The 25,397-nt window shown below is 66.1% G+C and carries 24 protein-coding genes; 12 read left to right on the top strand and 12 right to left on the bottom strand.

Features of this window, described 5'->3' with window-relative positions:
* Positions 1-104 precede the first annotated feature (104 nt).
* From ABMA59_RS10665 to ABMA59_RS10630, 8 genes are read left to right on the top strand one after another with little or no spacing between them, the layout of a single operon-like run.
* Positions 105-1,226 (top strand): ABC transporter ATP-binding protein, encoded by a 1,122-nt coding sequence (locus tag ABMA59_RS10665; protein WP_349005325.1) that lies wholly within the window; start codon positions 105-107, stop codon positions 1,224-1,226.
* Positions 1,223-2,779, top strand: coding sequence for an FGGY-family carbohydrate kinase (locus ABMA59_RS10660; RefSeq protein ID WP_349005324.1), 1,557 nt, complete (start codon positions 1,223-1,225; stop codon positions 2,777-2,779). Before ABMA59_RS10665 ends, ABMA59_RS10660 begins: the two co-directional genes overlap by 4 nt.
* Position 2,780: 1 nt before the next feature.
* The gene (locus ABMA59_RS10655; protein WP_349005323.1) at positions 2,781-3,821 is read left to right on the top strand and encodes a 2-hydroxyacid dehydrogenase; all 1,041 of its coding nucleotides are present in this window, start codon (positions 2,781-2,783) and stop codon (positions 3,819-3,821) included.
* 19 nt (positions 3,822-3,840) lie between these two features.
* Positions 3,841-5,355 (top strand): glycerol-3-phosphate dehydrogenase, encoded by a 1,515-nt coding sequence (locus tag ABMA59_RS10650; protein WP_349005322.1) that lies wholly within the window; start codon positions 3,841-3,843, stop codon positions 5,353-5,355.
* On the top strand, positions 5,355-6,419 hold the full coding sequence (locus ABMA59_RS10645; RefSeq protein ID WP_349005321.1) for a class II aldolase/adducin family protein: 1,065 nt from the start codon (positions 5,355-5,357) through the stop codon (positions 6,417-6,419). The genes ABMA59_RS10650 and ABMA59_RS10645 overlap by 1 nt, the downstream gene beginning before the upstream one ends.
* Entirely contained in the window at positions 6,416-7,699 is a 1,284-nt protein-coding gene (locus ABMA59_RS10640; RefSeq protein WP_349005320.1) for an FGGY-family carbohydrate kinase, read from the top strand. Before ABMA59_RS10645 ends, ABMA59_RS10640 begins: the two co-directional genes overlap by 4 nt.
* Positions 7,696-8,553 (top strand): TIGR01459 family HAD-type hydrolase, encoded by an 858-nt coding sequence (locus ABMA59_RS10635; RefSeq protein ID WP_349005319.1) that lies wholly within the window; start codon positions 7,696-7,698, stop codon positions 8,551-8,553. The genes ABMA59_RS10640 and ABMA59_RS10635 overlap by 4 nt, the downstream gene beginning before the upstream one ends.
* A gap of 9 nt (positions 8,554-8,562) precedes the next feature.
* Positions 8,563-9,504: a sugar phosphate isomerase/epimerase family protein gene (locus ABMA59_RS10630; RefSeq protein WP_349005318.1), complete on the top strand. Its 942-nt coding sequence runs from the start codon at positions 8,563-8,565 to the stop codon at positions 9,502-9,504.
* Positions 9,505-9,638: 134 nt separating this feature from the next.
* On the opposite strand, the gene ABMA59_RS10625 is transcribed toward ABMA59_RS10630, so the two are convergent.
* The 6 genes from ABMA59_RS10625 to gnd form a co-directional block, all read right to left on the bottom strand.
* Entirely contained in the window at positions 9,639-10,523 is an 885-nt protein-coding gene (locus ABMA59_RS10625) for a hypothetical protein (RefSeq protein WP_349005317.1), read from the bottom strand.
* A 195-nt stretch (positions 10,524-10,718) separates the two neighbouring features.
* Positions 10,719-11,663: a 2-hydroxyacid dehydrogenase gene (locus ABMA59_RS10620; protein WP_349005316.1), complete on the bottom strand. Its 945-nt coding sequence runs from the start codon at positions 11,661-11,663 to the stop codon at positions 10,719-10,721.
* Positions 11,660-12,946, bottom strand: a complete 1,287-nt coding sequence (gene eno / locus ABMA59_RS10615; RefSeq protein ID WP_349005315.1) for a phosphopyruvate hydratase — start codon at positions 12,944-12,946, stop codon at positions 11,660-11,662. The genes ABMA59_RS10620 and eno overlap by 4 nt, the downstream gene beginning before the upstream one ends.
* The gene (locus tag ABMA59_RS10610) at positions 12,943-13,977 is read right to left on the bottom strand and encodes a phosphotransferase family protein (RefSeq protein WP_349005314.1); all 1,035 of its coding nucleotides are present in this window, start codon (positions 13,975-13,977) and stop codon (positions 12,943-12,945) included. Before ABMA59_RS10610 ends, eno begins: the two co-directional genes overlap by 4 nt.
* A 464-nt stretch (positions 13,978-14,441) precedes the next feature.
* Entirely contained in the window at positions 14,442-14,567 is a 126-nt protein-coding gene (locus ABMA59_RS10605; protein ID WP_349005313.1) for a hypothetical protein, read from the bottom strand.
* 281 nt (positions 14,568-14,848) lie between these two features.
* On the bottom strand, positions 14,849-15,856 hold the full coding sequence (gene gnd, locus ABMA59_RS10600; RefSeq protein WP_349005312.1) for a phosphogluconate dehydrogenase (NAD(+)-dependent, decarboxylating): 1,008 nt from the start codon (positions 15,854-15,856) through the stop codon (positions 14,849-14,851).
* Between the two features lie 187 nt (positions 15,857-16,043).
* Between gnd and ABMA59_RS10595 the strand changes: the two genes are divergently transcribed.
* Both ABMA59_RS10595 and ABMA59_RS10590 read left to right on the top strand, forming a co-directional pair.
* Positions 16,044-17,342, top strand: a complete 1,299-nt coding sequence (locus ABMA59_RS10595; protein WP_349005311.1) for an NAD(P)/FAD-dependent oxidoreductase — start codon at positions 16,044-16,046, stop codon at positions 17,340-17,342.
* A 39-nt stretch (positions 17,343-17,381) separates the two neighbouring features.
* On the top strand, positions 17,382-17,510 hold the full coding sequence (locus ABMA59_RS10590; protein ID WP_349005556.1) for a pyridoxal-phosphate dependent enzyme: 129 nt from the start codon (positions 17,382-17,384) through the stop codon (positions 17,508-17,510).
* A 37-nt stretch (positions 17,511-17,547) separates the two neighbouring features.
* Here ABMA59_RS10590 and ABMA59_RS10585 read toward each other — a convergent pair whose 3' ends face one another.
* The 5 genes from ABMA59_RS10585 to ABMA59_RS10565 form a co-directional block, all read right to left on the bottom strand.
* Positions 17,548-18,972, bottom strand: a complete 1,425-nt coding sequence (locus ABMA59_RS10585; protein ID WP_349005310.1) for a sugar porter family MFS transporter — start codon at positions 18,970-18,972, stop codon at positions 17,548-17,550.
* A 205-nt stretch (positions 18,973-19,177) separates the two neighbouring features.
* The gene (locus ABMA59_RS10580; protein ID WP_349005309.1) at positions 19,178-19,984 is read right to left on the bottom strand and encodes an amino acid ABC transporter ATP-binding protein; all 807 of its coding nucleotides are present in this window, start codon (positions 19,982-19,984) and stop codon (positions 19,178-19,180) included.
* A complete protein-coding gene (locus ABMA59_RS10575; protein ID WP_349005308.1) occupies positions 19,981-20,928 on the bottom strand; it encodes an amino acid ABC transporter permease in 948 nt (315 codons plus the stop codon). The genes ABMA59_RS10580 and ABMA59_RS10575 overlap by 4 nt, the downstream gene beginning before the upstream one ends.
* 62 nt (positions 20,929-20,990) lie before the next feature.
* Positions 20,991-21,851, bottom strand: a complete 861-nt coding sequence (locus ABMA59_RS10570) for an ABC transporter substrate-binding protein (protein ID WP_349005307.1) — start codon at positions 21,849-21,851, stop codon at positions 20,991-20,993.
* A 134-nt stretch (positions 21,852-21,985) separates the two neighbouring features.
* On the bottom strand, positions 21,986-22,999 hold the full coding sequence (locus ABMA59_RS10565; protein ID WP_349005306.1) for an isopenicillin N synthase family dioxygenase: 1,014 nt from the start codon (positions 22,997-22,999) through the stop codon (positions 21,986-21,988).
* Positions 23,000-23,098: 99 nt separating this feature from the next.
* On the opposite strand from ABMA59_RS10565, the gene ABMA59_RS10560 reads away from it, so the two are divergent.
* Both ABMA59_RS10560 and ABMA59_RS10555 read left to right on the top strand, forming a co-directional pair.
* On the top strand, positions 23,099-24,043 hold the full coding sequence (locus tag ABMA59_RS10560; protein WP_349005305.1) for a nucleoside hydrolase: 945 nt from the start codon (positions 23,099-23,101) through the stop codon (positions 24,041-24,043).
* Between the two features lie 127 nt (positions 24,044-24,170).
* Positions 24,171-24,812 carry a TetR/AcrR family transcriptional regulator gene (locus ABMA59_RS10555; RefSeq protein ID WP_349005304.1) on the top strand — a complete coding sequence of 214 codons (642 nt, stop codon included), beginning with the start codon at positions 24,171-24,173 and terminating at the stop codon, positions 24,810-24,812.
* A 34-nt stretch (positions 24,813-24,846) separates the two neighbouring features.
* On the opposite strand, the gene ABMA59_RS10550 is transcribed toward ABMA59_RS10555, so the two are convergent.
* The gene (locus tag ABMA59_RS10550; RefSeq protein ID WP_349005303.1) at positions 24,847-25,392 is read right to left on the bottom strand and encodes a thioesterase family protein; all 546 of its coding nucleotides are present in this window, start codon (positions 25,390-25,392) and stop codon (positions 24,847-24,849) included.
* Between the last annotated feature and the right edge of the window lie 5 nt (positions 25,393-25,397).

The following is a 25,397-nucleotide window of genomic DNA, read 5'->3' as shown; positions in this document are numbered from 1 at the left end:
GAAAGAGCGGCAACGACGAAGCTGCCAGTCTCCCCCCTTGAGGGCGAGATGCCCGGCAGGACAGAGGGGGGTGCGACGGTGCGCCGCCGCCGGGAGACGATGCCATGACCACCGCGTTGGCAATCGAAAACGTCGACAAGTTCTACGGCCCGCTGAACCACGGCGTGCATGCGGTCAAAAACCTGTCGATGCGCATCGAGAAGGGCGAGATCGTCGCGCTGCTCGGCTCGTCCGGCTGCGGAAAGACGTCGACGCTGCGCATGGTCGCGGGTTTCGAGGAAGTGTCGCGCGGCGCTATCGCCATCGCCGGCAAGCCGGCGCATATGCTGCCGCCGGTCAGGCGCAACGTCGCCATGGCCTTCGAGGGTTATTCGCTCTACCCGCCGCTGACGGTGCGCGAAAACATAGCCTTCGCGCTGAAGGCGTCGCGCCTGCCCAAGGCGACGGTCGACCAAAAGGTTGCCGAGATCGCAAAACTGCTGGAGATCGAGGACATTCTGGAGCGCTATCCGAGTTCCATCTCCGGCGGTCAGCAGCAGCGCGCCAGCCTTGGTCGCGCTTTGATCCGAGACGCCAATCTGCACCTGCTCGACGAGCCGATGGGCCAGTTGGAGCCGCAGCTTCGCGCCGTCCTGCGCGGGCGCATAAAGCACTTCATCAAGGAGCGTGGGCTGACCGCCATCCTGGTCACACACGACCAGACCGAGGCCAACGCGCTGGCCGACCGCATCGCGGTGATGGAGGGCGGCGTGCTGCAGCAGTTCGACACGCCGGGCATGATCAAGGAGCGGCCGGCCAATCTGTTCACCGGCACCTTCGTCGGCGAGCCGCCGATGAACGTGTTCGAGGCCTTCGTCACCGGCGATGCCGACCGCATCAGGCTCAAGCTGCCGGACGGGCTGGCGCTCGACTACGAGCAGGGCAATTTTGCGCAAGGCGTGCGCGACGCGCTGCTGCAGCGCCAGCGCGTGGTGATCGGCATCCGGCCCTATGCGGTGCGTCGCGCCAAGGACGGGGTGCCGGCGACCGTATCCGCCAACCAGTGGCTCGGCGACCAGACCCATATCGCCGCGGATTTCGCGGGCGGTTCGCTGGTGCTGGTCGAGCACGACCGCACACGTCTGGAGCGCGGCGAGACGATCGGCATCCGCATCGACCCGCAGAACCTGCACGTCTTCGACGCCGGCTCCGGCGCGGCGATCTCGCACGGGCCGGAGCTCGCATGACGAAGGACATCCTGATCGGCATCGACGCGGGCACGTCGGTCATCAAGTCGGTGGCCTTCGATCTCGCTGGGCGGCAGATCGCCTTCACGGCGCTGCCGAACCGCTACGAGACGATCCCCGGCGGCGGCGCCGAGCAGGACCTTGCCCGTACATGGGCCGACACCGCGACGACACTGCGCCAGCTTGCCGACAAGGTTCCGGACCTGTCCCGGCGCGTGGCGGCCATATCGGTGACGGGCCAGGGCGACGGCACCTGGCTGATCGACCGCGACGGCGAGCCGGTCGGAAAAGGCTGGCTCTGGCTCGACGCGCGCGCCGCCGACATCGTCGAGGAGATCCGCGAACGTCCCGAGGACAGGCCGCGTTTCGAAAAGACTGGGTCGGGCCTCGCCGCCTGCCAGCAAGGGCCGCAACTCCTCTTGATGGAACGCACCACGCCGGAACGGCTTGAACGGGCCGCGACCGGCTTCCACTGCAAGGACTGGCTTTATTTCCGCCTGACCGGCCAGCGCGCTACCGACCCATCTGAAGGCTGCTTCACCTTCGGCGATTTTTCCGCGCGCGCCTATTCGGACGAGGTGATCGATATCCTCGGCCTGAAGCACCTGAAACGCCTGCTGCCGCCGATCGTCGACGGCGCGACGCAGGCAGCAAAACTGTCGTCCGCCGCGGCGGGCATGACTGGCCTGACCGCCGGGACGCCGGTGGTCCTGGGTTATGTCGACGTCGCCTGCACGGCGCTGGGCGCCGGGCTCTACGATCCCGTCTCGCGGCCGGGATGCTCGATCATCGGCTCGACCGGCATGCATATGCGGCTCGCCATCGGCGCCGACGACGTGCTGCTCAACAAGAGCCGAACCGGCTACACCATGTGCATGCCGGCGCCGGGCGTCTACACGCAGATGCAGTCGAACATGGCGGCGACGCTCAACATCGACTGGGTGCTCGGCCTCGCCGCCGGCATCCTTGCCTCGCAAGGCATCACCCGCACGTCGGCGGAAATGATCCCGCTTATCGACGAGTGGATCGCGACCTCCGGCCCGGCTTCGCTGCTCTACCAGCCCTATGTTTCGGAGGCAGGCGAACGCGGCCCTTTCGTCGACGCGCATGCCCGCGCCGGTTTTATCGGCATCTCCAGCCGCCACGGTTATGGCGACCTCGTGCGCGCTGTGTTCGAGGGCCTCGCCTTTGCCTCGCGCGATTGCTACGCGGTGATGGGCGAACTGCCCGGCGAGGTGCGGCTGACCGGCGGGGCGGCGCGCAGCAACGCGCTGCGAAAAATCCTTGGCGCTGCACTCGGCGCGCGGGTGCGCACCTCGAAGCGCGAGGAGGCGGGCGCGGCAGGTGCTGCCATGATCGCAGCCGTCTCGATCGGCCAGTATGCGTCGATGGACGCCTGTGTGGCCGAATGGGTCTCGCCGCTGCTCGGCCCGGCGGAGGCGCCGGACGCCGCGCTTGCGGAGATTTACGACAAAACCTATCCCGCCTATGCGCAGGCCTGGGCCGCCCTTCGGCCCGTGTGGCGCACCATGGCGGGATCGCGGAAAGACTGACATGACACGAAAGATCGCCATCATCGGGGACCGCTTCATGCTGCCGGAGGTGTTCCGCAGCGAGATCGAAAAGGCCTGCGGCACCGGCCTCGACATACGCTTGCTGGAACAGCCATGGCCGGACGAGCCGATGGAACATGGCTACGCGGTCAACGGGCTCGACGGGCTGAAGGAATATTATGGCGACCCGGACGAGGTCGTCGGTTTCATCGGCGATGCCGAGATCCTGGTGACGCAGCTTGCGCCGCTGTCGGACGGCATGATGAAGCGGCTGCCCGACCTGAAGCTGGTGGCGGTGTCGCGCGGCGGTCCGGTCAACATCGACATGGCGGCGGCGCGGCGCAACGGCATCCGGGTGGTCAACGTGCCCGGCCGCAATGCCACCGCCGTGGCGGAATTCGCCCTCGGCGCGATCCTGGCCGAGACGCGGCTGATCCGCGTCGGCCACGAATCGATGCGCGCCGGCGAATGGCGCGGCGATCTCTACCGCGCCGACCGCACCGGCCGGGAACTCAACGAGATGACGGTCGGCGTCGTCGGCTACGGCAATATCGGCACCAAGGTGGTGAAGTTGCTGCGCGCCTTCGGCAGCAAAGTGTTGGTGGCGGACCCCTATGTGCAGCTCTCCGCCGAGGACCGCAACGCCGGCGTCGAACTGGTGGCGCTGGAGACCCTTCTCGCTCAATCCGATGTGATCACCATGCATCCTCGCGTGACCGAGGAGACGAAGCAGATGATCAACCGCGACACGATCGCCAAGATGAAGCCGGGCGTGATCTTCGTGAACACGGCGCGCGGGCCGCTGGTCGACTACGACGCGCTTTACGAGGCGCTGGTCGACGGACCGATCGCCAGCGCCATGCTGGAAACGTTCGCCGTCGAGCCGGTGCCGGCCGACTGGCCGCTTCTGCAACTGCCGAATGTCACGCTGACGCCCCACATCGCCGGCGCCTCGGTGCGCACTGTCACCTATGCGGCGGAGAAGGCGGCCGAAGAGGTGCGGCGCTATCTGGCGGGCCAGCCGCCCGTCAATCCGTGCTAGACTCACCTGGACGTTGACCATGACTGACCCCGACACAGTCGACCTGTTCGTCATCGGCGGTGGCGTCAACGGCGCGGGCATTGCCCGCGACGCAGCCGGGCGCGGCCTGTCTGTCGTGCTTTGCGAAAAGGACGATCTGGCGCAGGGAACCAGCTCGCGCTCGGGAAAGCTGGTGCATGGCGGCTTGCGCTACCTCGAATATTACGAGTTCCGGCTGGTGCGCGAGGCGCTCATCGAGCGCGAGGTGCTGCTGAATTCGGCGCCGCACATCATCTGGCCGATGCGGTTCGTGCTGCCGCATAGCCCGGACGACCGGCCGGCATGGCTGGTGCGGCTCGGCCTCTTCCTCTACGACCATCTCGGCGGCCGCAAGCGCCTGCCCGGCACCCGCACGCTGAACCTGCGCACCGCGCCCGAAGGTGCGCCGATCGAGCCCGCCTTCACCAAGGGGTTCGAATATTCCGACTGCTGGGTGGACGATGCCCGCCTCGTGCTGCTCAACGCACTCGACGCCGCCAGGCTTGGCGCCCGCGTGCTCACCCGCACGGCCTGTGTGTCGGCCCGCCGCGAAAACGGTTCTTGGCTGGTCGAGACGCAGGACGGACGCACCGGCGTCAGGCAAACATTCCGCGCCAAGGCGCTGGTCAACGCGGCCGGGCCGTGGGTCAACGATGTGGTCGGCCGCGTGGCCGGGCTCAACGCCACGCGCAACGTGCGCCTCGTCAAGGGCAGCCACATCGTCGTGCAAAAGTTCTGGGAGGGGCGGCAGGCCTATCTCGTCCAGAACACCGACAAGCGCGTCATCTTCATCAATCCCTATGAGAACGACCTTGCGCTGATCGGCACCACCGACATTCCCTATTCCGGCCGGCCTGAAGACGTGGCAGCCGAGGAAAACGAGATCGACTACCTGATCAAGGTCGTGAACCGCTACTTCAAGCGCAAGCTTTCGCACCGAGACGTCGTCTACAGTTTCTCCGGCGTACGGCCGCTCTATGACGACAATGCCGACAATCCGAGCGCGGTGACGCGCGACTATATTTTCGAGCTGGACGCGCCCGGCGGGCAGGCGCCGCTGCTGTCGGTGTTCGGCGGCAAGATCACGACGTTCCGCAAGCTTTCCGAACATGCGCTGGAAAAACTGAAGCCGTTCTTCCCGGGCATGGGCAAGGATTGGACGGCCGGCGCGCATCTGCCGGGCGGCGACCTGCCGGATGCCGATTTCGAACGTTTCCTCGGCGCACTCGCCGGCGAGTGGCCGTGGATGCCGGCCTCGCTGCTGAAACATTACGCCCGGCTCTATGGGACACGCGCGAAGGAGATTGTCGGCGGCGCGCGGTCGCTCGCCGATCTCGGCCTACGGTTCGGTCCTGACTTCTACGAGTGCGAGGCGCTGTTCCTGTTCGAGACCGAGTGGGCGCAGACGCCGGAGGACATATTGGAACGGCGCACCAAGCACGGGCTGCACCTGGCGCCGGACGAGCGGGCGGCATTTGCCGGCTGGTGCGCGGGACGGCTGAAGAAGGCGGGATGATGGCAGGACCGGACGATAGCGCGGCGGAATTCGAGGCGCTGAAAAGACTGTCGGCGCGAGTGGGCGCGGACCCGCTGCTGGTGCAGGCCGCCGGCGGCAACACCTCGATCAAGCAGGGTGGCGTACTCTGGATAAAAGCCTCCGGCACCTGGCTGATGAACGCCGAGCGCGACGACATCTTTGTCCCGGTGCGCCTGCCGCCGCTGCTGCGAGCGGTGGCCGACATCGACCCGGCGGCGGAGAAGGCGGAAGCGTTTGTCGTCGCCGAACTCAATCCGGGCGGTCTGCGCCCGTCGATCGAGACCACCGTGCACGCGCTGATGCCGCAGCGCGCGGTCGTCCACGTCCATTGCGTCGAGACCATCTCGCTTGCCGTGCAGGCGAACGCCGAAGCCGTCATCGACGAGCGGCTGAAGGGGCTGGACTGGACATTCGTGCCCTATCGCCGGCCGGGCCTGCCGCTGGCGCGCGCCATCGCGGAGCGGCGTGGACCGGCAACCGACATTCTGGTGCTCGGCAATCACGGGCTGGTGGTGGCGGCCGATACGGTGGCGGAGGCCGAGACGCTGCTCGGCCGCGTCTGCGGCCTGCTGGCGCGGACGCCGCGCGCCGCACCCGAGGCGGATACCGGCGCCCTGCTCCGGCTGGCCGCCGGCAGCGACTACCGCCTGCCGGCGCAACCGGAGGCGCATGAGGCGGCGACCGATCTCCAGAACTGCCGCATCGCGGCGGCCGGCACGCTTTATCCCGACCATGTCATCTTCCTCGGCGAAGGATCGGCCATCGCCGGCCCCGCGGATACGGCCGCGTCGGTCGCCGAACGGGCCGTGGCTGAGGGGCGCGCCGCGCCCGTCGAGATCCTGTTTCCCGGCAAGGGCGTGCTTCTGCGCCGCGACGCCAATGCTGGGGCGGAGGCGCTGGCCCGCTGCCTCGCCGACGTCACGGCGCGTGTCGACGCGGACGTGCGTTACCTCACCGCCGAGGACGCCCACCAGTTGATCAACTGGGACGCCGAAAAATACCGGCAGGATCTGACCCGCCGCATGGGCGCCGGGCTGCAATGACGGGCAAACTCGTCGTCGGCATCGATATCGGCACGTCCGGCGCGCGCGCGGTGGCGCTGGATGGGTCCGGCGCGGTGCTGGCGCAGGCCTCGGCGAAGATGGCGGACCATGGGGCCAATCTTCACGAGCCGTGCAACTGGTGGCGGGCGCTGGATGCCGCGCTCGACGGCCTGTTCGCCGAGATCGATCCGAAGCGCGTGGCGGCGCTCGCTGTCGATGGCACCTCGGGCACGATGCTGCCGATCGACCGTTTCGGGCGGCCGCTGGCGGATGCGCTGATGTATTCCGATCCGGTCGCCGATGCGAACATTCTTTCCGCGATCAGCAGCGTGGCGCCGCCGGAAACCGCCGCGCATGGGCCGACTTCCGGCCTGGCCAAGGCGATGGCCTTCCAGAAAAGAATGTCGCCGTGGAAGGTGGTTCATCAGGCCGACTGGATCGCCGGCAGATTCTCGGGGCGTTTCGACGTCAGCGATGAGAACAACGCGCTGAAGACCGGATACGATCCGGTCGCGCGCCGCTGGCCGGATTGGATAGTGGCGACCGGCGCGGACATTCTGTTGCTGCCCGAGATCGTCGCGCCGGGTACGCCGGTCGGCCACGCCGTGTCCGAGCAAGCGCGCGGCTACGGACTGTCCCCGGAGACGCTGGTGGTCGCCGGCACCACCGACGGCTGCGCCTCCTTCCTCGCCACCGGCGCGGCGGAAATCGGCGACGGCGTGACCGCGCTCGGAACCTCGCTGACGGTCAAAGTGCTTTCGGACAAGCCGATCTTCGCGGCGCAATACGGGCTCTACAGCCACCGCATCGGCGACCGCTGGCTGGCCGGCGGCGCATCCAACACCGGCGGCAAGGTGCTGGCGCATTATTTCCCCGACGGCGCCGTCGCCCGGCTGTCGGAACGGATCGATCCAACCCAGCCGAGCGGCCTCGATTATTATCCGCTGGTCGGCAAGGGCGAGCGCTTTCCCGTCGCCGATCCCGATCTCGCGCCACGCCTGGAGCCGCGCCCCGACGATGACGCGAAATTCCTGCACGGCATCTTCGAAGGCATCGCGGCGATCGAGACGCTCGGCTACGAGAGGCTGGCCGAACTTGGCGGACCGAAACTGCAGACACTGCGCAGCGTCGGCGGCGGCGCGGCCAATCCGGTCTGGTCCGACATTCGCAAACGAAAGCTTGGCGTGCCTTTCCTGCCGGCGCTGTCGGAAGAAGCGGCGGTCGGTGCTGCGCGGCTGGCCCTCCAAGGCGCGATCCGTGCTGGAGCGATCCGGCCATGACCGTGCACAGCATCGAAGCCGCCGATCTCACAGCGCTGGTGCGGCGCTACGACGTGTATTTCGTCGACCAGTTCGGCGTGCTGCATGACGGGCATAGAGCCTATCCCGGTGCGATCGAAGCGCTGGCGCGGCTGAAGGCGGCCGGCAAAACTGTCGTGCTCCTGTCGAATTCCGGCAGGCGGGCGCGTCCGAACGAGGAACGATTGCTGCGCCTGGGTTTTGCGCCCGGCTCCTGGGATTTTTTCGTCAGTTCCGGCGAGGTGGCGTGGCGCAAGTTCGCCGGCGAGACTTCCGAACCCGGACTGAGGGCCGGCACCAAATGCCTGCTGATTGCGCGCGAGAACGACCGCAGCGCGGTTGAGGGGCTTGATCTGCGTCTCGTCAAGGACGGCGCGGACGCCGAGATCGTGCTGCTCTCCGGCAGCGAGGGCGACCGCTTTCCGCTCGACCACTACCACGACCTGCTGGCGCCTGCGGCTCAAGCCGGCGCGCCGCTGGTCTGCACCAACCCGGACAGGATCATGCTCACCGCGACGGGTCCCACCTTCGGCGCCGGCCGCATCGCCGAGCTTTATGCCGCACTCGGCGGCAGCGTCGAATGGATCGGAAAGCCCTATCCGGAAATCTACGAGGCGGCGCTGGCCATCGCCGGCGTCACCGATCGCGCGCGCGTGGTCGGCGTCGGCGACAGCATCGAGCACGACGTGGTCGGCGCCAAAAATGCCGGCATCGCCTCGGCGCTGGTCCGCTCCGGCATATTGGCGGAGCTCGGCCCGTCGGGGCTGGACTCGCTCTACCGCGAATTCGGTGCGCGGCCGGACCATGTGGTCGCGCGTTTTGTCTTTGCCAAGTGAGGATCGGCGGTGGCTTTCACGCTCTCCCTGAACACCAATCCGCTGGTCAACCGCTTTGCCGATCCGGACGAATTGGTCGACGCACTGGCCTACCGCATCGGCATCCGCGACGTGCAACTGACGCACGAATTCGTCAATCCGGGATGGCCGGCGGCAACCATCGCCAAGCATACGCGGCTGTTGCGCAAGGCGCTGGCCCGGACCGGCGTGCGCGTCACTTCCGGCATGACGGGACCCTATGGCCGGCTCAACCATTTCGGCCATCCCGACGCGGATGTGCGTCGTTATTATGTCGACTGGTTCAAGAGTTTTTCCGACATATGGAGTGAGCTCGGAGCCGAGAGCGTCGGCAGCCAGTTCGCGATTTTTCCCTACCAGGATTTCGACGATCCGGTCCGGCAGGCAGAACTGAAGAGGATTGCCATTGATTGCTGGGGCGAGGTCGCCGAGCACGCCAAGGCGGCGGGGCTGACCTGGCTGATCTGGGAGCCGATGTCGGTCGGCCGCGAGTTCGGGCATACGCTGAGGGAATGCCAGGCATTGCAGGACGAGATCGACGCCGCCGGTTACGCGATCCCGCTGAAGATGATGGTCGACATCGACCATGGCGACGTCAGTTCGCCCGACCCGGCCGACACCGACCCCTATGCCTGGGCGCAAACCTTCGCGACACAATCGCCGATCATCCACATCAAACAGTCGTCGATGAACAAGGGCGGCCACTGGCCGTTCACGGCCGCCTACAACGAGAACGGCCGCATCGTTCCGGAAAAACTGCTCGCGACGATCCGCCGGGGCGGCGGGGCGGACAACGAGATCTGCCTTGAACTGTCGTTCCGCGAGCGCGAGCCGACCGACCGCCTGGTGGTCGATGCGATCCGCGAATCCGTAGACTTCTGGGCGCCTTACGTCGATGCCGGGCGGTCCGACCTCGCGACAGGAAAAGACTGATTGGCCGTCGGTCGCCGCGGCGGGGAGGCGGACAAGCGAGGGCATCCTTCGGACGGCATGGGTCGCCGTCCCGCCGCGAAAAATTCCGCATCGGTGACCGGTCCCCGGCTATACATGTCCGGGCGGCCAGGGCGTCAGGACGTGTCCGGCCGCTCCAGCGCATAGAAGGCCAGCGCGTGGGCATGGGCCAGGATCTCGTCGACCTCGCGGATGTTGGGGCGACGGATTGCGGACGGATCGTAGCGCGATAGCCGGCCACCAGGCAGACGTCCGCTCCGTAGCGGCCAGATGCGCCGGAAACCGCCGCCGGCGGGTTCTTTCCGCGCAAGTGCCGCATCGCGGCGTGCTTTCCAGCGGGCAAACCGTCTTGCCTGGGCTGGCAGATCGTCGAGCGCTGAAGCCAATGCCCCCAGCCGCAGGGCGAGCCGTGCCGCATCGACAGGATCGTCGGGCGATGGTGGGGGAGGCAGGCGACCGAGCCGGGTGTCGATATCGAACGCCGAAATGCGCGGGGCGGCCCGCGTCGGCTCACGGCGGCGGCAAGGGCGGAACGGACGTGGCAGCGGATCGAGCAGCGGCAGGCTGAAACTGCGCGGGCGGGCGGCGCGGAGGGCCGCGGCTCTCTTCGCGGCGGCTGCGCGCCTGAGATCGGCACGCGACATGGTGACCGCGATGCCGAGCCTGGACAGCAGCGGACTTGCGCTTGTCGGCCTCGCCTTGCGCGGGCGAAACCTTGGCGCGGCCACCACGATGCCGCGCGCCGCCGCGATGATCAGCCGGCGCGCCGCCGCCTCGGCCGGAAGCAGCAGCCTGAGGATGGCGCGATAGAGATGGCGAGGGAGGGTAAGTGCCGGGGACAGTTTACTTTTTTCCGCCAGCACCTGCCTTGAAGCGGCTGCGCCCTTCTGCGGAAACAAAGTAAACTGTCCCCCAACGCCCAACTCCGCCATGCCGACGAGCATCGCCAGGAGGCGCTTCAACGCTTCCCAGTTTCGCTCGATCGCCGCGGTCCCGTCCATCGCCGTCTCTTTCCAAAACGCTGGCGAGGATTATCGCCGCGGTCGGGAGGGTGGGGACAGGCTGCGAAAGAATTCCTGCCGCAGAGCGGCGGAGCGGTCATCCAAAGCATTGAAAATACTGGCGAGGATTTTTGGGCAGCAAAAAAATCTCAGGACCGAATGGCCTTTTCCATCCCCGTCCACGAGGCCGGTGAATCAAGCGACGCGGTGCAGCAGGTCTTCGCCGGCCGCCAGCCGGCGGCAGTTTTCGATCGCGACCACAAGGCTGCGTTCGATCGTCTCGCGGGTCAGCCAGGCGATGTGCGGCGAGACGACGACGTTGGGCAGCGAAAACAGCGGATTGCCGGCGGCGGCCGGTTCCGTCGCGAATACGTCGAGGCCGGCGGCGGCGATCTGGCCGGTCTTCAAGGCAGAGATCAGCGCAGCTTCGTCGATCAGCCCGCCGCGCGCCACGTTGACGACGATGGCGCCGGGCTTCAGGGCGGCTATGGATGCGGCGTCGAGCCAGCCATGGGTGCCTTCGCCGAGCGGCACATGCAGCGACAGGATGTCGGCGCGGGCCAGCAATTCTTCCTTGGTCACGAAGGGGAAATGCACATCGGGATAGGACCGCCGGCCGGTGTAGATGATTTCGGCGCCCATGGCCGTCAGGATCGGGGCGAGCAGGCGCGGCACCGCGCCGAAGCCGACCAGCCCGACGGTGCGCCCGGCGATTTCGCCCAGCCCGCCTTGCCATTCCACCGGCCACGACCAGCCTTGTCCGGCGCGGGTCAGCGTGTCGAAGCCCACCGTGCGGCGCAGGCAGGCGAGCATCAAAAGAAGCGTCAGTTCGGCGACGGCGCGGCTGTTGGTGCCGGGCATGTTGCAGACGGCGATGCCGCGCTTCTTCGCGGTTTCGAGGTCGATCGTGTTCACGCCGACGCCGATCTTCTGGATGAGTTTCAGGTTCGGCGCGATGTCGATGGCGTCGGCGGTTATCGGCCGCAGAATGTGCCAGAGAACTTCGGCATCCGGCAGCGCCGAGAGGTAGCCGGACTCTTCCTGCTCGCTGCACAGGCGGACCGAGAGCCCTTGGGTGGCGAGGCTCGACACCCGCTCGGCGAGCCAGGGCGCGCCGTCGAAGCGGAAGAGCACGTTCATGGGCGGCCCCACGGCAGAGAGGAGCGCGGCGGCAGCGCGCCGCCGGTCGGCAGCGCCTCTGAAAGCCGAAGGCCCTCGTTCCATTTCGCCATGCGCTCGGAGCGCGTGAACGAGCCGACCCTGAGCTGCGGCACACCCCAGCCTACGGCGAGGTGGACGATGGTGACATCCTCGGTCTCGCCGGACCGCGCCGACACGACCGCCGAGTATCCCGCCTCGCGCGCGGCTTCGAGCGCAGCCCTGGTCTCCGTCAGCGTGCCCGCCTGGTTCGGCTTGATCAGCACGGCGTTGCAGGCGCCGACAGAGGCGGCATGGCGGACGCGAGCGGCGTTCGTCACCAAAAAATCGTCGCCGATAATCTGTATCTTTTCGCCCGCCGCCTTCGTGAAGGCGACGAGTCCGGCCTCGTCGTCCTCGGCCAGAGGATCCTCGATGGAGACGATCGGATATCTTTTCGTCCAGCCGAGCAGCATATCGATCATCTCGTCGCGGGAAAGGGTGCGGTTCTCGCGGTCCAGCCGGTAGCGGCCGTTCTCGCCGAACTCGCTGGCGGCGATGTCGAGCGACACGGCGACATGCTCGCCGGGACGGAATCCGGCCTGCTCGATGGCGCGCACGAGGGTCGAAAGCGCCTCCTCGTTGGAGGAAAAGACGGGCCAGAATCCGCCTTCGTCGGCGACGCCGGCGAGCTTGCCCTGTTCGGCAAGCAGCTTTCCGGCGGCGCGGTAGACTTCCGCTGTCCAGTCGAGCGCGGTGGCGAAATCTCCTGCGCCGACCGCGATCACCATCAGGTCCTGGATGTCGATGCGCCGGCCGGCATGCGCGCCGCCGCCAAAGATCTGGATTTCCGGCAGGGGCACGCGGCCGGGCGCGCCGCCCGCCAGATAGCGCCAGAGCGGCAGGCCGACGCCGGCCGCCGCCGCATGGGCCGCGGCCATCGAGCTGGCGATCAGCGCATTGCCGCCGAGCCGTCCCTTGTTCGGCGTGCCGTCGAGATCGATCAGCGCGCGGTCGACGGCGGACTGGTCGGTCGCGTCGAGGCCGGCGAGCGCCGGGGCGATCTCGGCCGCGATGCCCGCAAGCGCCTTGGTGACATCCATGCCGCCTTGCGGGGCGCCGCCGTCGCGCAAATCGACCGCCTCGCCGGAACCGGTCGATGCGCCGGCCGGTGCGATGGCGCGGCCGCGGGCACCGCCGGCAAGCGCTATCTCGACCTCGACGGTGGGCCGCCCGCGCGAATCCCAGACTCTTCGCGCGGTCACGCTTTGGATGGCAGTCTTCATAAAATCTCCTCGCGCCACCGCGCGGCTATGTCGGCCGGCCGCGCAACAGGCTGTTTCAGGAGCGGGATGGCGAAGCCGCGAACCTTGTTCCTGTCCGCTTCGGCGGTGATGTATTCGACCGGCGATTTTCCGTCGATGCGTGCCAGCATAAGCCCCGGCAGGAGCGCGGCGACGCGGGCCTCGACGGCCGAAGCCGGTTCCCAAGTCACGCCGGCGGCATACGCCTCGGACAGGTTGGCGAAGCAATCGAGGAAACCCGCGCCGGCCGAGGGTGTCCACAGGCATTTCAGCAGGAGATGGTTCAGCACGAAACCGAGGTCGAAAGCCGGATCTCCGAACCAGGCGCATTCGGCGTCGAGGATCACCGGCCCATCTGGGCCGACCAGCATGTTTTTCGGGCTGACGTCGCCATGCACGAGGCAGCGCCGTGTGGCGGCGGTCGTCGCCGACAGGTCGAACAGCCGGTCGGCGACCTCCCCGTGCTTGCGCGCGGTGGCTTCGAGATAGGGCTCCAGACGGATCGCGTGGAAGGCGGCATCGGTGGCGAAACGCGCGGCGATTGCCGGATCGTCGGCGGTCGCCGCGTGGATCGCGGCGAGCACGCGCCCGACCTCGGCGGCAAAGGCGGGATCGGCATGGCCGTCGCGCAGCATCGTCTTCCACAGCCGATAGGTCTCGGGCGGCAGGAAACGCATCACCACCAGATGCCGGCCGACATCCTCGGCAATGAGTTCGGGCACATTGGCGGGACGGATGGCGCCGGCCACCCGCATCCACTCGGCTTCGAAATGGCTGCGCTCCAGCGGCGCCTCCCAGACGGCCGCGACCTTCAGCCGGGCCAGCGCCCGCTTGACGCAGAGCGCGCCGCCGGCGGTGTCAACCTTCCAGATTTCCGACGATACGCCGCCGCCCAGCGGCTGCAGGGCAGGGCGCTCGCCGGGTTGCAGAAGACCGAGACCGGCCAGGCCGGCCAGCACTTCATCCTCCGAAGCCGATGCGGAACCAGCCGGTTCCCCGTCGGGCGCGTTCATTTCATACCACCCGGCACGACATCCTCCAGCGGCTGCGGATGCGCGTCGATGGCGAAGGCGGCCTGCTCGACCGATTCGTTATGGGCTCGCGTATCGGCAACGGGGTGGAAATGCCAGCGTGTGTGCCCACCAAGGCTATGGTGCTGGCGATCAGCACGGCGTTATCTCGGCCGAAAAAATGCTGACGATCGAAGGAATGATCGGCCTCTGGTTTGGATTTCTGTCGAAAAGCACCGCAGCGAAACGAAAAGCGCGTCGGCAGTAAGGAATATCAGGCAAATTGCGGAAAAAACAGCATGTTTTATGGTTCCGAGGCGTGTTGCCGTCGGTTCGGAACGCTAAAGCTGTGTCTGGGTTCACCGGCGACAGCGGCCGTTTTGACCGGGATTCGAGCGAATGCAGGTCGTTGAAAAAAGCAAAACCCCGCCGTCGGGACGGCGGGGTTTGTGCATCGAGAGATTGGATCAGCCGCGCGGCGCGCGTGCTTCGAGATAGGGCGCTCCCATCATGTCGGCGATTTCCTCGATCGGCTCTCCCACCGCAAGGCGGGTGCCGGGAGCGGTGTATCGTTCGTCAAACTGAATCGTCACCGCCCTTCGAGGCCGAGGCGCCGCTGATCTTGGAGATGTTCACCAGCACCGGTTTATCGTCGCTTTTGGTAAGTTTAATCCACATACTTCCTGAATTTCCAGTTGTGCCCCTTTCTCCTAGTTCGCACATGCGAAGGAAATAAGAAAGAGACATGACGCAGCGGCAGGTCGAGAGAGGCGCTCAACGGCCCGCTGGAGGCGTGGAACGGATATGCTCCAAGCCATTGAGCCGGTACACAATTTCGTGATCGGAGCAAAAATTGGAGCGGACGGTGGTTTTGCTATTTCGGCTTCTCGACATGTCCCCCGAAGGCGAAGCGCATGGCCGACAGCAACTTGTCGGCGAATTCCGATTCGCCGCGCGAACTGAACCGGTCGAACAGGGCGGAGGACAGAACCGGAGCGGGCACGCCGGTGTCGATCGCGGCTTTCAGCGTCCACCGGCCTTCGCCGGAATCGGAGACGCGGCCGCCGAACTTGGTCAGGCTGGAGTCGCCCTTGAGCGCGTCGGCGGTGAGATCGAGCAGCCATGATCCGATGACGCTGCCGTGCCGCCAGACCTCCGCCACGGCGGCGACATCGACATCGAACTGGTAATATTGCGGCTCCGAAAGCGGGGTCGTCTCGGCGTCCGCTTCGCGCTGCCGTTTTCCGGAATTCGCGGCCTTCAATATGTTCATGCCTTCGGCATAGGCGGCCATGACGCCGTATTCGATGCCGTTGTGGACCATCTTGACGAAGTGGCCGGCTCCGCTCGGACCGCAGTGGAGATAGCCGAGCGGCGCGGTGCCGGCTCCGTCGCCGGGGGTGGGCGCGCCGGCGTCGGGCCCGGGCGCCAGGGTCGCGAAGATCGGGTCGAGATGACGCACGGCGCTGTCGGGACCGCCGATCATCAGGCAATAGCCGCGTTCCAGGCCCCAGACGCCGCCGCTGGTGCCGACATCGACGTAGCTCAGGCCGCGCGCCTGAAGCCGCCCCGCCTGGTCGACAGCGTCGCGGTAGTTCGAATTGCCGCCGTCGATGATGATGTCGCCGGGCTCCATCAGCGCCGCGACCTGCTCGACGACCTTGCCGGTGATCGCCGCCGGCAGCATCAGCCAGACGCTGCGCGGTTTGGTGAGGCCGCCGACGAACGCTTCCAGCGACGCCGTGCCGGTCGCGCCGTCCTTGGCCAGCGCCGCCACGCTGTCGGGATTGATGTCGTTGACCACGCATTCATGGCCGTCGCGCAGAAGGCGGCGAACCATGTTCGCGCCCATCCGGCCCAGTCCCATCATTCCGATCTGCATGTGCTGCTCTCTGGCGCTTGGGGGAGGTGGCTTTACCGACACCGCTTATTACCGGACATTTTGCGGACGATGTCGACAGGCAATTTTAGCCAAGCGCCCGCCGTCGTCTTCCGGCCCGGCAATCACATTCCCCGCTTGTTCCTTGGCCGGGGCCGACCCATGTTGCGGCGAGCGATCGGAGACGATGATGAGCGATGACATCGACGCCACCCCTGGTCATGCGGCTGGAGCCGCCGGCCGCCGGCCGCAAGTCGTCATCCTCGGTGCCGGTTTCGGCGGCCTCAACGCGGCGATGGGCCTGCGCAAGGCGGATGTCGACGTCACCGTCATCGACCGCCGCAACTACCACCTGTTCCAGCCGCTGCTCTATCAGGTTGCGACCGCCGGCCTGTCGCCGGCACAGATCGCCATGCCGATCCGGCGCATCCTGTCGCGCCAGAAGAACGCCAAAGTGCTGATGGAGAGCGTGCAAGGCATCGACACCGCATCGCGCGCCGTCGTCACCGACAACAGCCGCATTGGCTATGATTTCCTGGTGATCGCAACCGGCGCGCGTCATGCCTATTTCGGTCACGACGAATGGGAAGCCAGCGCGCCGGGCCTGAAGACCATTCCCGACGCCACCGAAATCCGCGGCCGCATCCTCACTGCCTTCGAGCGGGCGGAGGCGACGCGAGATCCCGATCTGCGCGCCAACCTCCTGACCTTCGTCATTGTCGGCGGCGGGCCGACCGGCGTCGAACTGGCAGGCGCCATCGTCGAACTCGCGCGCAAGGCAATCGTGCGGGATTTCCGCCATATCGATCCCTCCTCGGCGCGGGTCATCCTCGTCGAAGCCGGCGAGCGCGTCCTGCCGACCTTTCCCGAAAAACTTTCCGCCAAGGCGAAGACGCAACTGGAGAGGCTCGGCGTGGAGGTGCGGCTGGGCGCGGCGGTCGTGCGCTGCGACGGCGATGGCGTCGGACTCGCCGACGGACAGGAGATAGCGGCCGCCTCGGTGCTGTGGGCGGCCGGCGTCATGGCCTCCCGCGCCGCCAAATGGCTCGGCGTGCCGGCCGACCGGGCTGGCCGCGTGGTGGTCGACGAAAGGTTGCACGCGCCTGGCCTGGACGGTGTCTACGTCATCGGCGACACCGCTGCCGTGAAGGGCGCCGACGGCCGGCTTGTGCCCGGTGTGGCGCCGGCAGCCAAGCAGATGGGCAAATATGTCGCCCGGCTGATCAAGGCGAAACTCTCGGGCAGCGCCATCGAGCCGTTCCGCTACCGCGACTATGGCAACCTCGCAACGATCGGCCGCAAGGCGGCCGTGGCCGATTTCGGCTGGCTGTGGCTCTCCGGCTTGCCCGCGTGGCTGCTCTGGTGCTTCGCGCACCTGTTCTTCCTCGTCGGGTTTCGTAACCGCATCGTCGTCTTCCTCGACTGGGCCTGGGCTTACGTCACCTTCGATCGCGGCGCGCGCCTGATCACCGGCCGCGAGGATCGCTAGCATCATCTTCCGGCGGAGGCGCTCTACTACGCTGAAGGTCTGGAGCAGATGCCGGACGTGACGACCGTGCTGGTCGCCATGGCTGGCGGCGGACTGATCAGCGGCGTCGCGATAGCGCTCAAGGCGCTGGCGCCGCATGTGCGGGTGATCGGCATCGAAGCGGAATAGTCGGGGACCACGGCCCGATAAGGATTGGTCTCGCCGGCTATGGTCTCACCGTGTTCACCGACGGATCGTGCCAAAGCTGCTCGATCTCCTCCAGCGAACGCCCCTTGGTTTCGGGAACCTTGCGATAGATCCAGATCCAGCCCACGAGACAAAGCAGCGCGAAAAGCCAGAAGGTGAATGGTCTGCCCAGCACCTGCACAAGCGAAAGGAAAAATTCGCTGACCACAAATGCGGCCGCCCAGTTGACGGCGGTTGAAATCGCAACGCCCCGGCTTCTGACCCGGCTTGGAAAGACCTCGTTGATCACCGTCCACACGACGGGTCCCAGAGAGAACGCAAACGATGCGATGAAGATGACAAGCGCGACGACCGTGATGGTTGCTCCATAGGTCGCATCATCGCCGGGCGCTTCAAAGAATTGAAAGGCAAGCCCGACCGTTGCGAGGCTTGCGCCCATGCCGATCAATCCAGCAAGCAGTAGCGGAACACGCCCGATCCGATCGATGAACGCTATCGCGATGAGCGTGGATAGAACGTTGGTGGCGCCTATCCCCCATGTGGTCGCGGCCGCCTGCGCCTCGGGCGTCGCAAAGCCGGAGGCGGCAAAGATCGGATTTGCGTAATAGATGATGGCGTTGATGCCGGTGACTTGCTGAAACACCGCCAGCCCGATGCCGATGGCAAGCGGCTTCCGGTAGATCGGCTTGAACACTTCACGCCAGGACACGGCGCCGGCTTCCAGGCGCAGCGCGTTTTCGATCTCGTTCAATTCAGCCTGGCAATCATCCTTGTTGAGCAAGCGAGCCAGGATATTCCGCGCGGCCTCCGGCCGGCCCTGCTTGATCAACCAGCGCGGGGATTCCGGCGCCGCCAGCGCAAACAGCGCAAGAAGGATGCCGGGGACCGCCGCCAGCCCCAGCATCATGCGCCAGTCCGCACCATCGGATAGTGCACCGTTGACCAGATAGGCGAGAAAGATCCCGATGGTAATCGCCATCTGGTAGGCGGAGACGAGGCGGCCCCTCCACGTTGCCTGGGCGGTTTCGCTTCCGTAGAGGGGAGCGGCGACGGCGGCGACGCCAACCCCGAAACCGACGACCAGCCGTCCGGCGACCAGAACAGCCGTATGAGGAGCAGATGCCTGGATAAGCGCGCCAAGAATGAAGAGAACCGCCGCGGTCAGAACGGTCTTCTTGCGGCCAATGCGATCGGCAAGTTCGCCTGCCGCCAACGAACCGAACAAGGCGCCAAGCGTAACCCAGCTCGTAACAACTTCGATCAGGAGAGGGCTGAGGCCCAGCGCCCGCTTGATCCCGCTCAAGGCGCCCGAGATCACCCCTTGGTCGTAGCCAAAGAGCAGTCCCGACATCAAAATCACACAGACGATGATTCCGATGAGGTAGGCTGAACTTCTGGCCCGGAATGCCGGAGCCGGTAAAGTCGAATCCGAGGGTGTCGCCATCGTGTGCGCCTGACGCGAGAATGGCGGAATCGTATCAGAAAACCGTGTTGTTGCTACTGCCTCGGCCCGCGGCGGAAATCATCGGATTCGCTTGGGAAATTCGCTGCGACTACTTCGCCGACCTGACGCGCCTGTGGAAGATGCCGTGGCGCAATTTCGGCTGGGACGTTGCAGGTTCCGGCATTCTCGGGGCCCGCCCGAAAGATCACAGCACCTTCGATAGGAACTCGGCGGTGCGCGGCGACTTCGGCTTGGCGATCATCTCGCGCGGGTTGCCGCGTTCCACGATCACGCCGCCATCCATGAAGATCAGCTCGTCGCCGATTTCGCGGGCGAAGCCGATCTCGTGGGTGACGACGACCATGGTCATGCCGGTCTGCGCGAGGTCGCGCATCACCTGAAGCACCTCGCCGACCAGTTCGGGATCGAGTGCCGAAGTCGGCTCGTCGAACAAAAGCACCTTCGGTTTCATTGCCATGGCGCGGGCGATGGCCACGCGCTGCTGCTGGCCGCCGGAGAGTTCGCGTGGATAGCGGTCGACCTTGTCGGAGAGGCCGACGCGGGCGAGCAGCACCTCGGCCTCCGCCTTCGCCTTGTCGACGGGCACGCGGCGCACCTGTGTCGGCGCCTCGATGATGTTTTCCATCACCGTCATATGGGAGAACAGGTTGAAGGACTGGAACAGCATCCCGATCTCGGCGCGCCGCTTGCACAGTTCGTCGTCCTTGACCTCGAAAAGCTTGTCGCCGCGCAAATCGTAGCCGACGAATTCGCCGTCGACCAGCAGGATGCCGCCGCTGAGTTTCTCCAGATGGTTGATGCAGCGCAGGAACGTGCTCTTGCCCGAGCCGGACGGGCCGATGATGCAGGCGACTGTTCCCGCCGGCACGTCGAGGTCGACGCCTTTCAGTACTTCCAATTGCCCGTAGGATTTATGCACCGCGCGCGCAAAAACCATGGAGTTGGCGGGGACGCCGAAGCGTGTCCGGTTCTCGGCCTTGATGTTGCTCATGGCGTCGCCCCCGTCGCCCGCGGGCCGAAGGCGTTGCGCAGGATGCGCATGCCCATGGGATCGCGGCGCACCTCGCTGCGGCCGAAATGCCGCTCGAGGAAATGCTGGCCGACCGACATGATGCTGACGACGGCGAGATACCAGAAGGCGACGACGATCAGCAGCGGGATGGTCTCGAAGGTGCGCGCATAGATCGACTGTGCGGAGTAGAAAAGATCGTCGACCGCGATGAACGTCACCAGCGAGGTCATCTTCAACAGGTTGATCGCCTCGTTGCCGGTGGGCGGCACGACGAAGCGCATGGCCTGCGGCAGCACGATGCGCTTTAAAATCATGCGATAGGGCATGCCCAGCGCGCTTGCCGCTTCGGCCTGGCCGCTGGGCACCGACTTGATGCCGGCGCGGATGATTTCCGCCATGTAGCCCGCCTCGCAGAGCGACAGCGCGACCACGGCCGAGAAGAACGGCGTCATGAAATCGTTGGTCCGCACCGAGAAGATCGTGCCGACATAGGGCAGCGTCAGCGAGAACTCGCGCACGAGCAGGGCAAGGTTGAACCAGAAGATGAGCTGGATCAGCGCCGGCACGCCGCGGAAGAACCAGACATAAACGCCTGCGAAAGTGCGCAGCACCGGGCTCGGCGATACGCGCATGATGGCGACGATCGTGCCGATGACGATCGCCGCCGCCATGATCAGCACGGTCAGGATCAGCGTGTTGCCGAGGCCGCGCAGGATGGGTGGATGGAACAGGTAGTTCGCCGCCGTGCCCCAGGCGAAGGCTGGGTTGCTGGCGAAGGCGCGGACGATGAAGAAGGCGATGAGCAAGGCGAAGGCCGTGCCGACCCAGATGCCGTAGTGCCGGCGCGGCACGACGACCAGCCGTTCCGCGGCCGAAACGACCGCCGCCCGCGCATCCGGATGGCTTCCCTCCGCCGTACTCATCGCTGCTCCGCTTGCTCGTCCATTGTGGCGGCGCCGGAAAAAGAACCGGCGCCGCGCCTGCGTCATTCGGCGCGCAGCGCGTCCATGCTGCCGACGAAATAGGGTTCCTTGATCGCGTAGGCGCCCATGCCGTATTTGTCGAGGATCGCCTGGTAGGTGCCGTTCTTGAAGAGTTCGGCAAGTGCCGCGACCATCATGTCGGCGGTGCCCTTGTCGTTCTTGGCTATAGCCATGCCGAGCGGCGCGACGTCGTAGAGCGTCGGCAGCACGACCAGCTGGCCCTTGCTCGTCACCTCGAAATAGCTGGAGGCGGTGGCGTCGTCCATGCGCGCGTCGACCCGGTCGGAGAGCACGGCCTGGACGATGTCGGTGGACGAGTTGAACACCGACTTCTCGATCGCCTTCTGGCCCTTGTCGGTGCATTCCTTGCTGAGCTTGTCGACCAGGAAGTCGGACGCGGTGCCGGCCGAAACGCCGACGCGCTTGCCACAGAGCGGCATGTCGCCGGTAAAGCTGTCCTTCTTGTCCGGCGAGGTCGAGGCGGCGAGGCCGGCCTTGACGAACATCACGAAGTCGACCTGCTGCAGGCGCTCGGGATTGGCTGAAAACGTCTCCCAGGCGATCTTGAAGCGACCGGCCGCCAGGCCGGGGATCATCGACGGGAAAGGGGTGCGCTGCACGTCGAGTTCGGCGCCGACCAGTTTCGCAACCTCACCGGCGAATTCGATGATGATTCCGACCTGCTTGCCTTCGGCATCGATATATTCGAACGGCGCGTAGTCGAGCGTGTTGGCGACGGTGAGCTTGCCGGTCTGCTCGACCTCGGCGGATTTCGGCACGTCGGCGGCAAGCGCTGCCGCGCTCCACGCCGTGACCATCGCAGCGAGGCCCAGCCCCGCCAGTTGAGAGAGATTCTTGCGCATTCCCATTTCTCCTCTGGAGTCTTCTTGACGCTCTTGCTTCCCGCCTCTGCTCCTGCCCCAGGCCCGGAGGAGCGGATCCAAGTCGGCCACCCTAACGGCGGCCGGCCGAATTCTGTACCCTGGCCGGCTTTCCCTCAAGCGGCAGGCGTCTCCGCCGCCAGCTTCTTGCGGTAATGGTAGTTCTTGTCGATGCGCTCCATCAGATAGTCGCCATATTCGACCGGCCCGTATTTCGGCGCGGTTCCGGCGGGCACGCAGGCCGGCAGCGCCTCGATCATGGCCTCCATCGACGGGTCGAAGAAGAAGGGCTGCGAATAGCGCTCGCGCCCCGAGCGGTTGATCACCCGGTGCGGGGTCGACACGAACTGGTCGTTCGACCAGCGGGCGAGGATGTCGCCGACATTCATGACGAAGGAATCCGGCACGGGCGGCGCCGGCACCCAGTCGCCGGCCTTGTTCTTGACCTCGAGGCCGCCGACATCGTCCTGCGCGAGCAAGGTGATGAAGCCGTAGTCGGTGTGCGGCGCCGAGCCGAACAGGCCTTCCTCCTTCGGCTGGGTCGGATAGTGCAGCAGCCGCAGGAAGGTCGTCGGCTGCTCGAAATAGCCGTCCAGGCTGTTCGCCGGCATGCCGAGCGAGATCGCGATTGCGCCGACCATCTTTCGCGCCAGCGTGCTCATCTCGGCGACATAGTTGTCCATCGTCGCGCGGAAGCCGGGGAGCGCCTGTTCTTCCGGCCATTGGTTCGGCCCCTGCAGCGGCCTGCCGGCCAGCGCGCGCGGATCGGCGGCATCGACTTCGTGCATGAAGAAGATCGATTCGCTCTGGTTCGGCTTGCTCACGGTGGCGACCGAGGAGGTGACGATGGTCGAACCGGCGAAGGGCAGGTAGCCGCGGAAATTCTTGTCGATCTTCAGCTTGAGCTTTTCCTCGTCCGGCAGCGCGAAGAATTTTTTGCCGGCGTCGCGGACGGCCTCGACATCGGCGCGCAGGATCGGATGGCCGACGACATAGAGGAAGCCGATGTTTTCGAGATAGCCGCGCAGCGTCCCTGCCACCGCCCGGACCGCCTTTTCGTCCCCGCTGTAGAGGCCGGAAACATCCAGCATCGGAATTTCGGAAAAGTCGCCGCGTTCGCTTGCAGCCATCGCCGTCGTCCTGTCTTGAACATAAGATACAGTACTGTATCTCTACACATCGGTGTGCTATCGGCAAGCCCCATCGAATGCAAGCAGGATCGGACGACAATGGCGGCGCGCAAAATCATCATCGACACCGATCCGGGACAGGACGACGCCTTCGCCATCCTGTTCGCATTGGGATCGCCGAACGAACTCGAGGTGGTCGGCGTCACCACGGTCGGCGGCAACGTGCCGCTCGCGCTGACGTCCAAGAACGCGCTGAAGGTGGTCGAACTCGCCGGACGCCCCGACATTCCGGTCTTTGCCGGCTGTCCGGCGCCGATGGTGCGCAAGCTTATCACTGCCGAATATGTGCACGGCGAGACCGGACTGGACGGCGCCGATCTGCCGGAGCCGGTCACGCCGCTGCAAAGCGAACACGCGGTCAACTACCTGACGCGCGCCATCATGGATGCGCCCGAGGGCGAGCTGACGGTCTGCACGCTTGGGCCGATGACCAACCTGGCCATGGCCATGACCATGGAGCCGCGCATCGTGCCGCGCATCCGCGAGGTGGTGTTGATGGGGGGCGGATTCTTCGAGGGCGGCAACGCCACGCCCGCCGCCGAGTTCAACATCTTTGTCGACCCGCATGCGGCGCACAAGGTTTTCCATTCGGGCGCGCCGATCACCATGGCGTCGATCGACTGCACCTATACCGCGCAGATGACGCCGGAGTGGCTGGACCGCCTGCGCGCCACCGGCCGCCGCGCCGCGATCGAGGCGGCCAACATGGCGGATTTTTTCCGTCAGTACGGCAGCCACAAGTTTCCGACGGCCGCCCGTCCCATTCACGACGCCTGCGTTACCGGATATCTGCTGGCGCCCGAAATCTACGAGCAGCGCCAGTGCAATGTGACGGTCGACATCGTTTCTCCCGAGACGATCGGCATGACGGTGGTCGACTGGTGGCACGTCACCGGGCGACCGAAGAATTGCAATGTGCTGCGGCGCATCGAGCCCGCGCCCTTCTTCGAATTGATGCTGGAGCGCATCGGCGCCCTGCCGTGACCAGGGAACGGTGGATGAACGCGTTCCGGTCTTTCGCGAGCGGCGGTCATCGGGTGTATTGGCCGGAACGGTCAACCGTTGCGCGAGCGCTCAGGTGTCACGCGGCCAATTTGGAGATGGATCACCGGTGAAGCCGAAACGGCCGTCCGCCAATCCCGCAGCCGGGAAACCTTCGCCGGCCGCGCCGCGCCGGACGCTGAGCCGCGAGGCCTGGGTCGCAGCCGCGCGCAAGGCGCTGGAGAAGCGCGGCATCGCCGAGGTCAAGATCGACCGACTGGCCCGGCGCTTCAAGGTGACGCGCGGCAGCTTCTACTTCCACTTCTCCAGCCTCAAGGATCTCCACGGCGAACTCCTGGAAGAATGGCGGCGCATCAATTGCGCGCCGTTCTGGAAGCTGCGCGAGACGGCGGAGATCGACGGCTACGGCTTCTTTTCCACCATCGTGCATGTCTGGGTCGACGAGGACCCGTTCAGCCCGTTGCTCGATCTGGCGGTTCGCGACTGGGCGCGCACCTCGAAAAGCCTCGGCAAGGAGGTGGCGGAGATGGACGATCTCAGAATCTCGCTGCTCGAACGCTCCTTCCTGGCGATGGGTTATTCTCCCGCCGAGAGCATCGTGCGCGCCCGCATCACCTATTTTCACCAGATCGGCCAGTATGCGATCGCGTTCAAGGAGGATCCGGCGCAGCGCCGGCGCTACCAGCCGCTGTTCGGCAAAGTCCTGCTGGGGCCTTTGGTCGAGGATCCGCACGAGTCGGTGTCAATCTGAGCCGAAGGTTGACCCCACGGGGTGACCGCCCCACTCAGCGACCAGTCTTCGCCAGGCTCCGCAGATTTGCATGCGAGGCGACGAAGACGCTTTCGGCTTCGGTCAGCGGGCGCGGCGGGGCGTCGTGCCCGAGCATGTGGGCGATGTCGCCCATCGGCACGAAGCGCCGTCCGCTCCGGTCGTAGATGCCCGCCGTGGTGAGGATGATCGCGGCCGTCATGCCACCGTCGAGGACAAAACGGTGCCGGCCGATGACCGCCGTGCCTTCCCACGTCTCCAGCGACGACACAACGTCAAAACGTTGCCACAGGCGTATCTCGCGAGCGAAGACGGTCTGCAGGCCGCCGAGCATCGGCGCCCAGCGCCTTTCCCTGGCCAAGGCCCAAAGGCCGCTGCGCAGGAAAATGTCGATGCGGCCGAGATCGGCCAGCATCATGTAGCGCGCATTGTTGAGATGCAGGTTGAAGTCGATGTCGGTCGGCAGGCAGCGGAACGTCAGGCGGCTGTCGGCGCCGAACGTATAGCCGCCGCGCCGCCCTGCCGTCGCCGCCATGCGGGCGAAGCGCGCCCAGACATACATGGACG

Origin of the sequence: Mesorhizobium yinganensis, assembly GCF_040081985.1 — a bacterium.
GTDB lineage: Bacteria > Pseudomonadota > Alphaproteobacteria > Rhizobiales > Rhizobiaceae > Kumtagia > Kumtagia yinganensis.
The sequence above is the reverse complement of the archived record's forward strand: the minus strand, read 5'-3'. Positions and strand labels throughout refer to the sequence as shown.

What these genes read in the sequence shown, in the direction of transcription:
- ABMA59_RS10665 (WP_349005325.1), top strand. Translation starts at nt 105, where the DNA reads ATGACCACCGCGTTGGCAATCGAAAACGTCGACAAGTTCTACGGCCCG.
- ABMA59_RS10660 (WP_349005324.1), top strand. Translation starts at nt 1,223, where the DNA reads ATGACGAAGGACATCCTGATCGGCATCGACGCGGGCACGTCGGTCATC.
- ABMA59_RS10655 (WP_349005323.1), top strand. Translation starts at nt 2,781, where the DNA reads ATGACACGAAAGATCGCCATCATCGGGGACCGCTTCATGCTGCCGGAG.
- ABMA59_RS10650 (WP_349005322.1), top strand. Translation starts at nt 3,841, where the DNA reads ATGACTGACCCCGACACAGTCGACCTGTTCGTCATCGGCGGTGGCGTC.
- ABMA59_RS10645 (WP_349005321.1), top strand. Translation starts at nt 5,355, where the DNA reads ATGGCAGGACCGGACGATAGCGCGGCGGAATTCGAGGCGCTGAAAAGA.
- ABMA59_RS10640 (WP_349005320.1), top strand. Translation starts at nt 6,416, where the DNA reads ATGACGGGCAAACTCGTCGTCGGCATCGATATCGGCACGTCCGGCGCG.
- ABMA59_RS10635 (WP_349005319.1), top strand. Translation starts at nt 7,696, where the DNA reads ATGACCGTGCACAGCATCGAAGCCGCCGATCTCACAGCGCTGGTGCGG.
- ABMA59_RS10625 (WP_349005317.1), bottom strand. Translation starts at nt 10,523, where the DNA reads ATGGACGGGACCGCGGCGATCGAGCGAAACTGGGAAGCGTTGAAGCGC.
- ABMA59_RS10620 (WP_349005316.1), bottom strand. Translation starts at nt 11,663, where the DNA reads ATGAACGTGCTCTTCCGCTTCGACGGCGCGCCCTGGCTCGCCGAGCGG.
- eno (WP_349005315.1), bottom strand. Translation starts at nt 12,946, where the DNA reads ATGAAGACTGCCATCCAAAGCGTGACCGCGCGAAGAGTCTGGGATTCG.
- ABMA59_RS10610 (WP_349005314.1), bottom strand. Translation starts at nt 13,977, where the DNA reads ATGAACGCGCCCGACGGGGAACCGGCTGGTTCCGCATCGGCTTCGGAG.
- gnd (WP_349005312.1), bottom strand. Translation starts at nt 15,856, where the DNA reads ATGCAGATCGGAATGATGGGACTGGGCCGGATGGGCGCGAACATGGTT.
- ABMA59_RS10595 (WP_349005311.1), top strand. Translation starts at nt 16,044, where the DNA reads ATGAGCGATGACATCGACGCCACCCCTGGTCATGCGGCTGGAGCCGCC.
- ABMA59_RS10585 (WP_349005310.1), bottom strand. Translation starts at nt 18,972, where the DNA reads ATGGCGACACCCTCGGATTCGACTTTACCGGCTCCGGCATTCCGGGCC.
- ABMA59_RS10580 (WP_349005309.1), bottom strand. Translation starts at nt 19,984, where the DNA reads ATGAGCAACATCAAGGCCGAGAACCGGACACGCTTCGGCGTCCCCGCC.
- ABMA59_RS10575 (WP_349005308.1), bottom strand. Translation starts at nt 20,928, where the DNA reads ATGAGTACGGCGGAGGGAAGCCATCCGGATGCGCGGGCGGCGGTCGTT.
- ABMA59_RS10570 (WP_349005307.1), bottom strand. Translation starts at nt 21,851, where the DNA reads ATGCGCAAGAATCTCTCTCAACTGGCGGGGCTGGGCCTCGCTGCGATG.
- ABMA59_RS10565 (WP_349005306.1), bottom strand. Translation starts at nt 22,999, where the DNA reads ATGGCTGCAAGCGAACGCGGCGACTTTTCCGAAATTCCGATGCTGGAT.
- ABMA59_RS10560 (WP_349005305.1), top strand. Translation starts at nt 23,099, where the DNA reads ATGGCGGCGCGCAAAATCATCATCGACACCGATCCGGGACAGGACGAC.
- ABMA59_RS10550 (WP_349005303.1), bottom strand. Translation starts at nt 25,392, where the DNA reads ATGTATGTCTGGGCGCGCTTCGCCCGCATGGCGGCGACGGCAGGGCGG.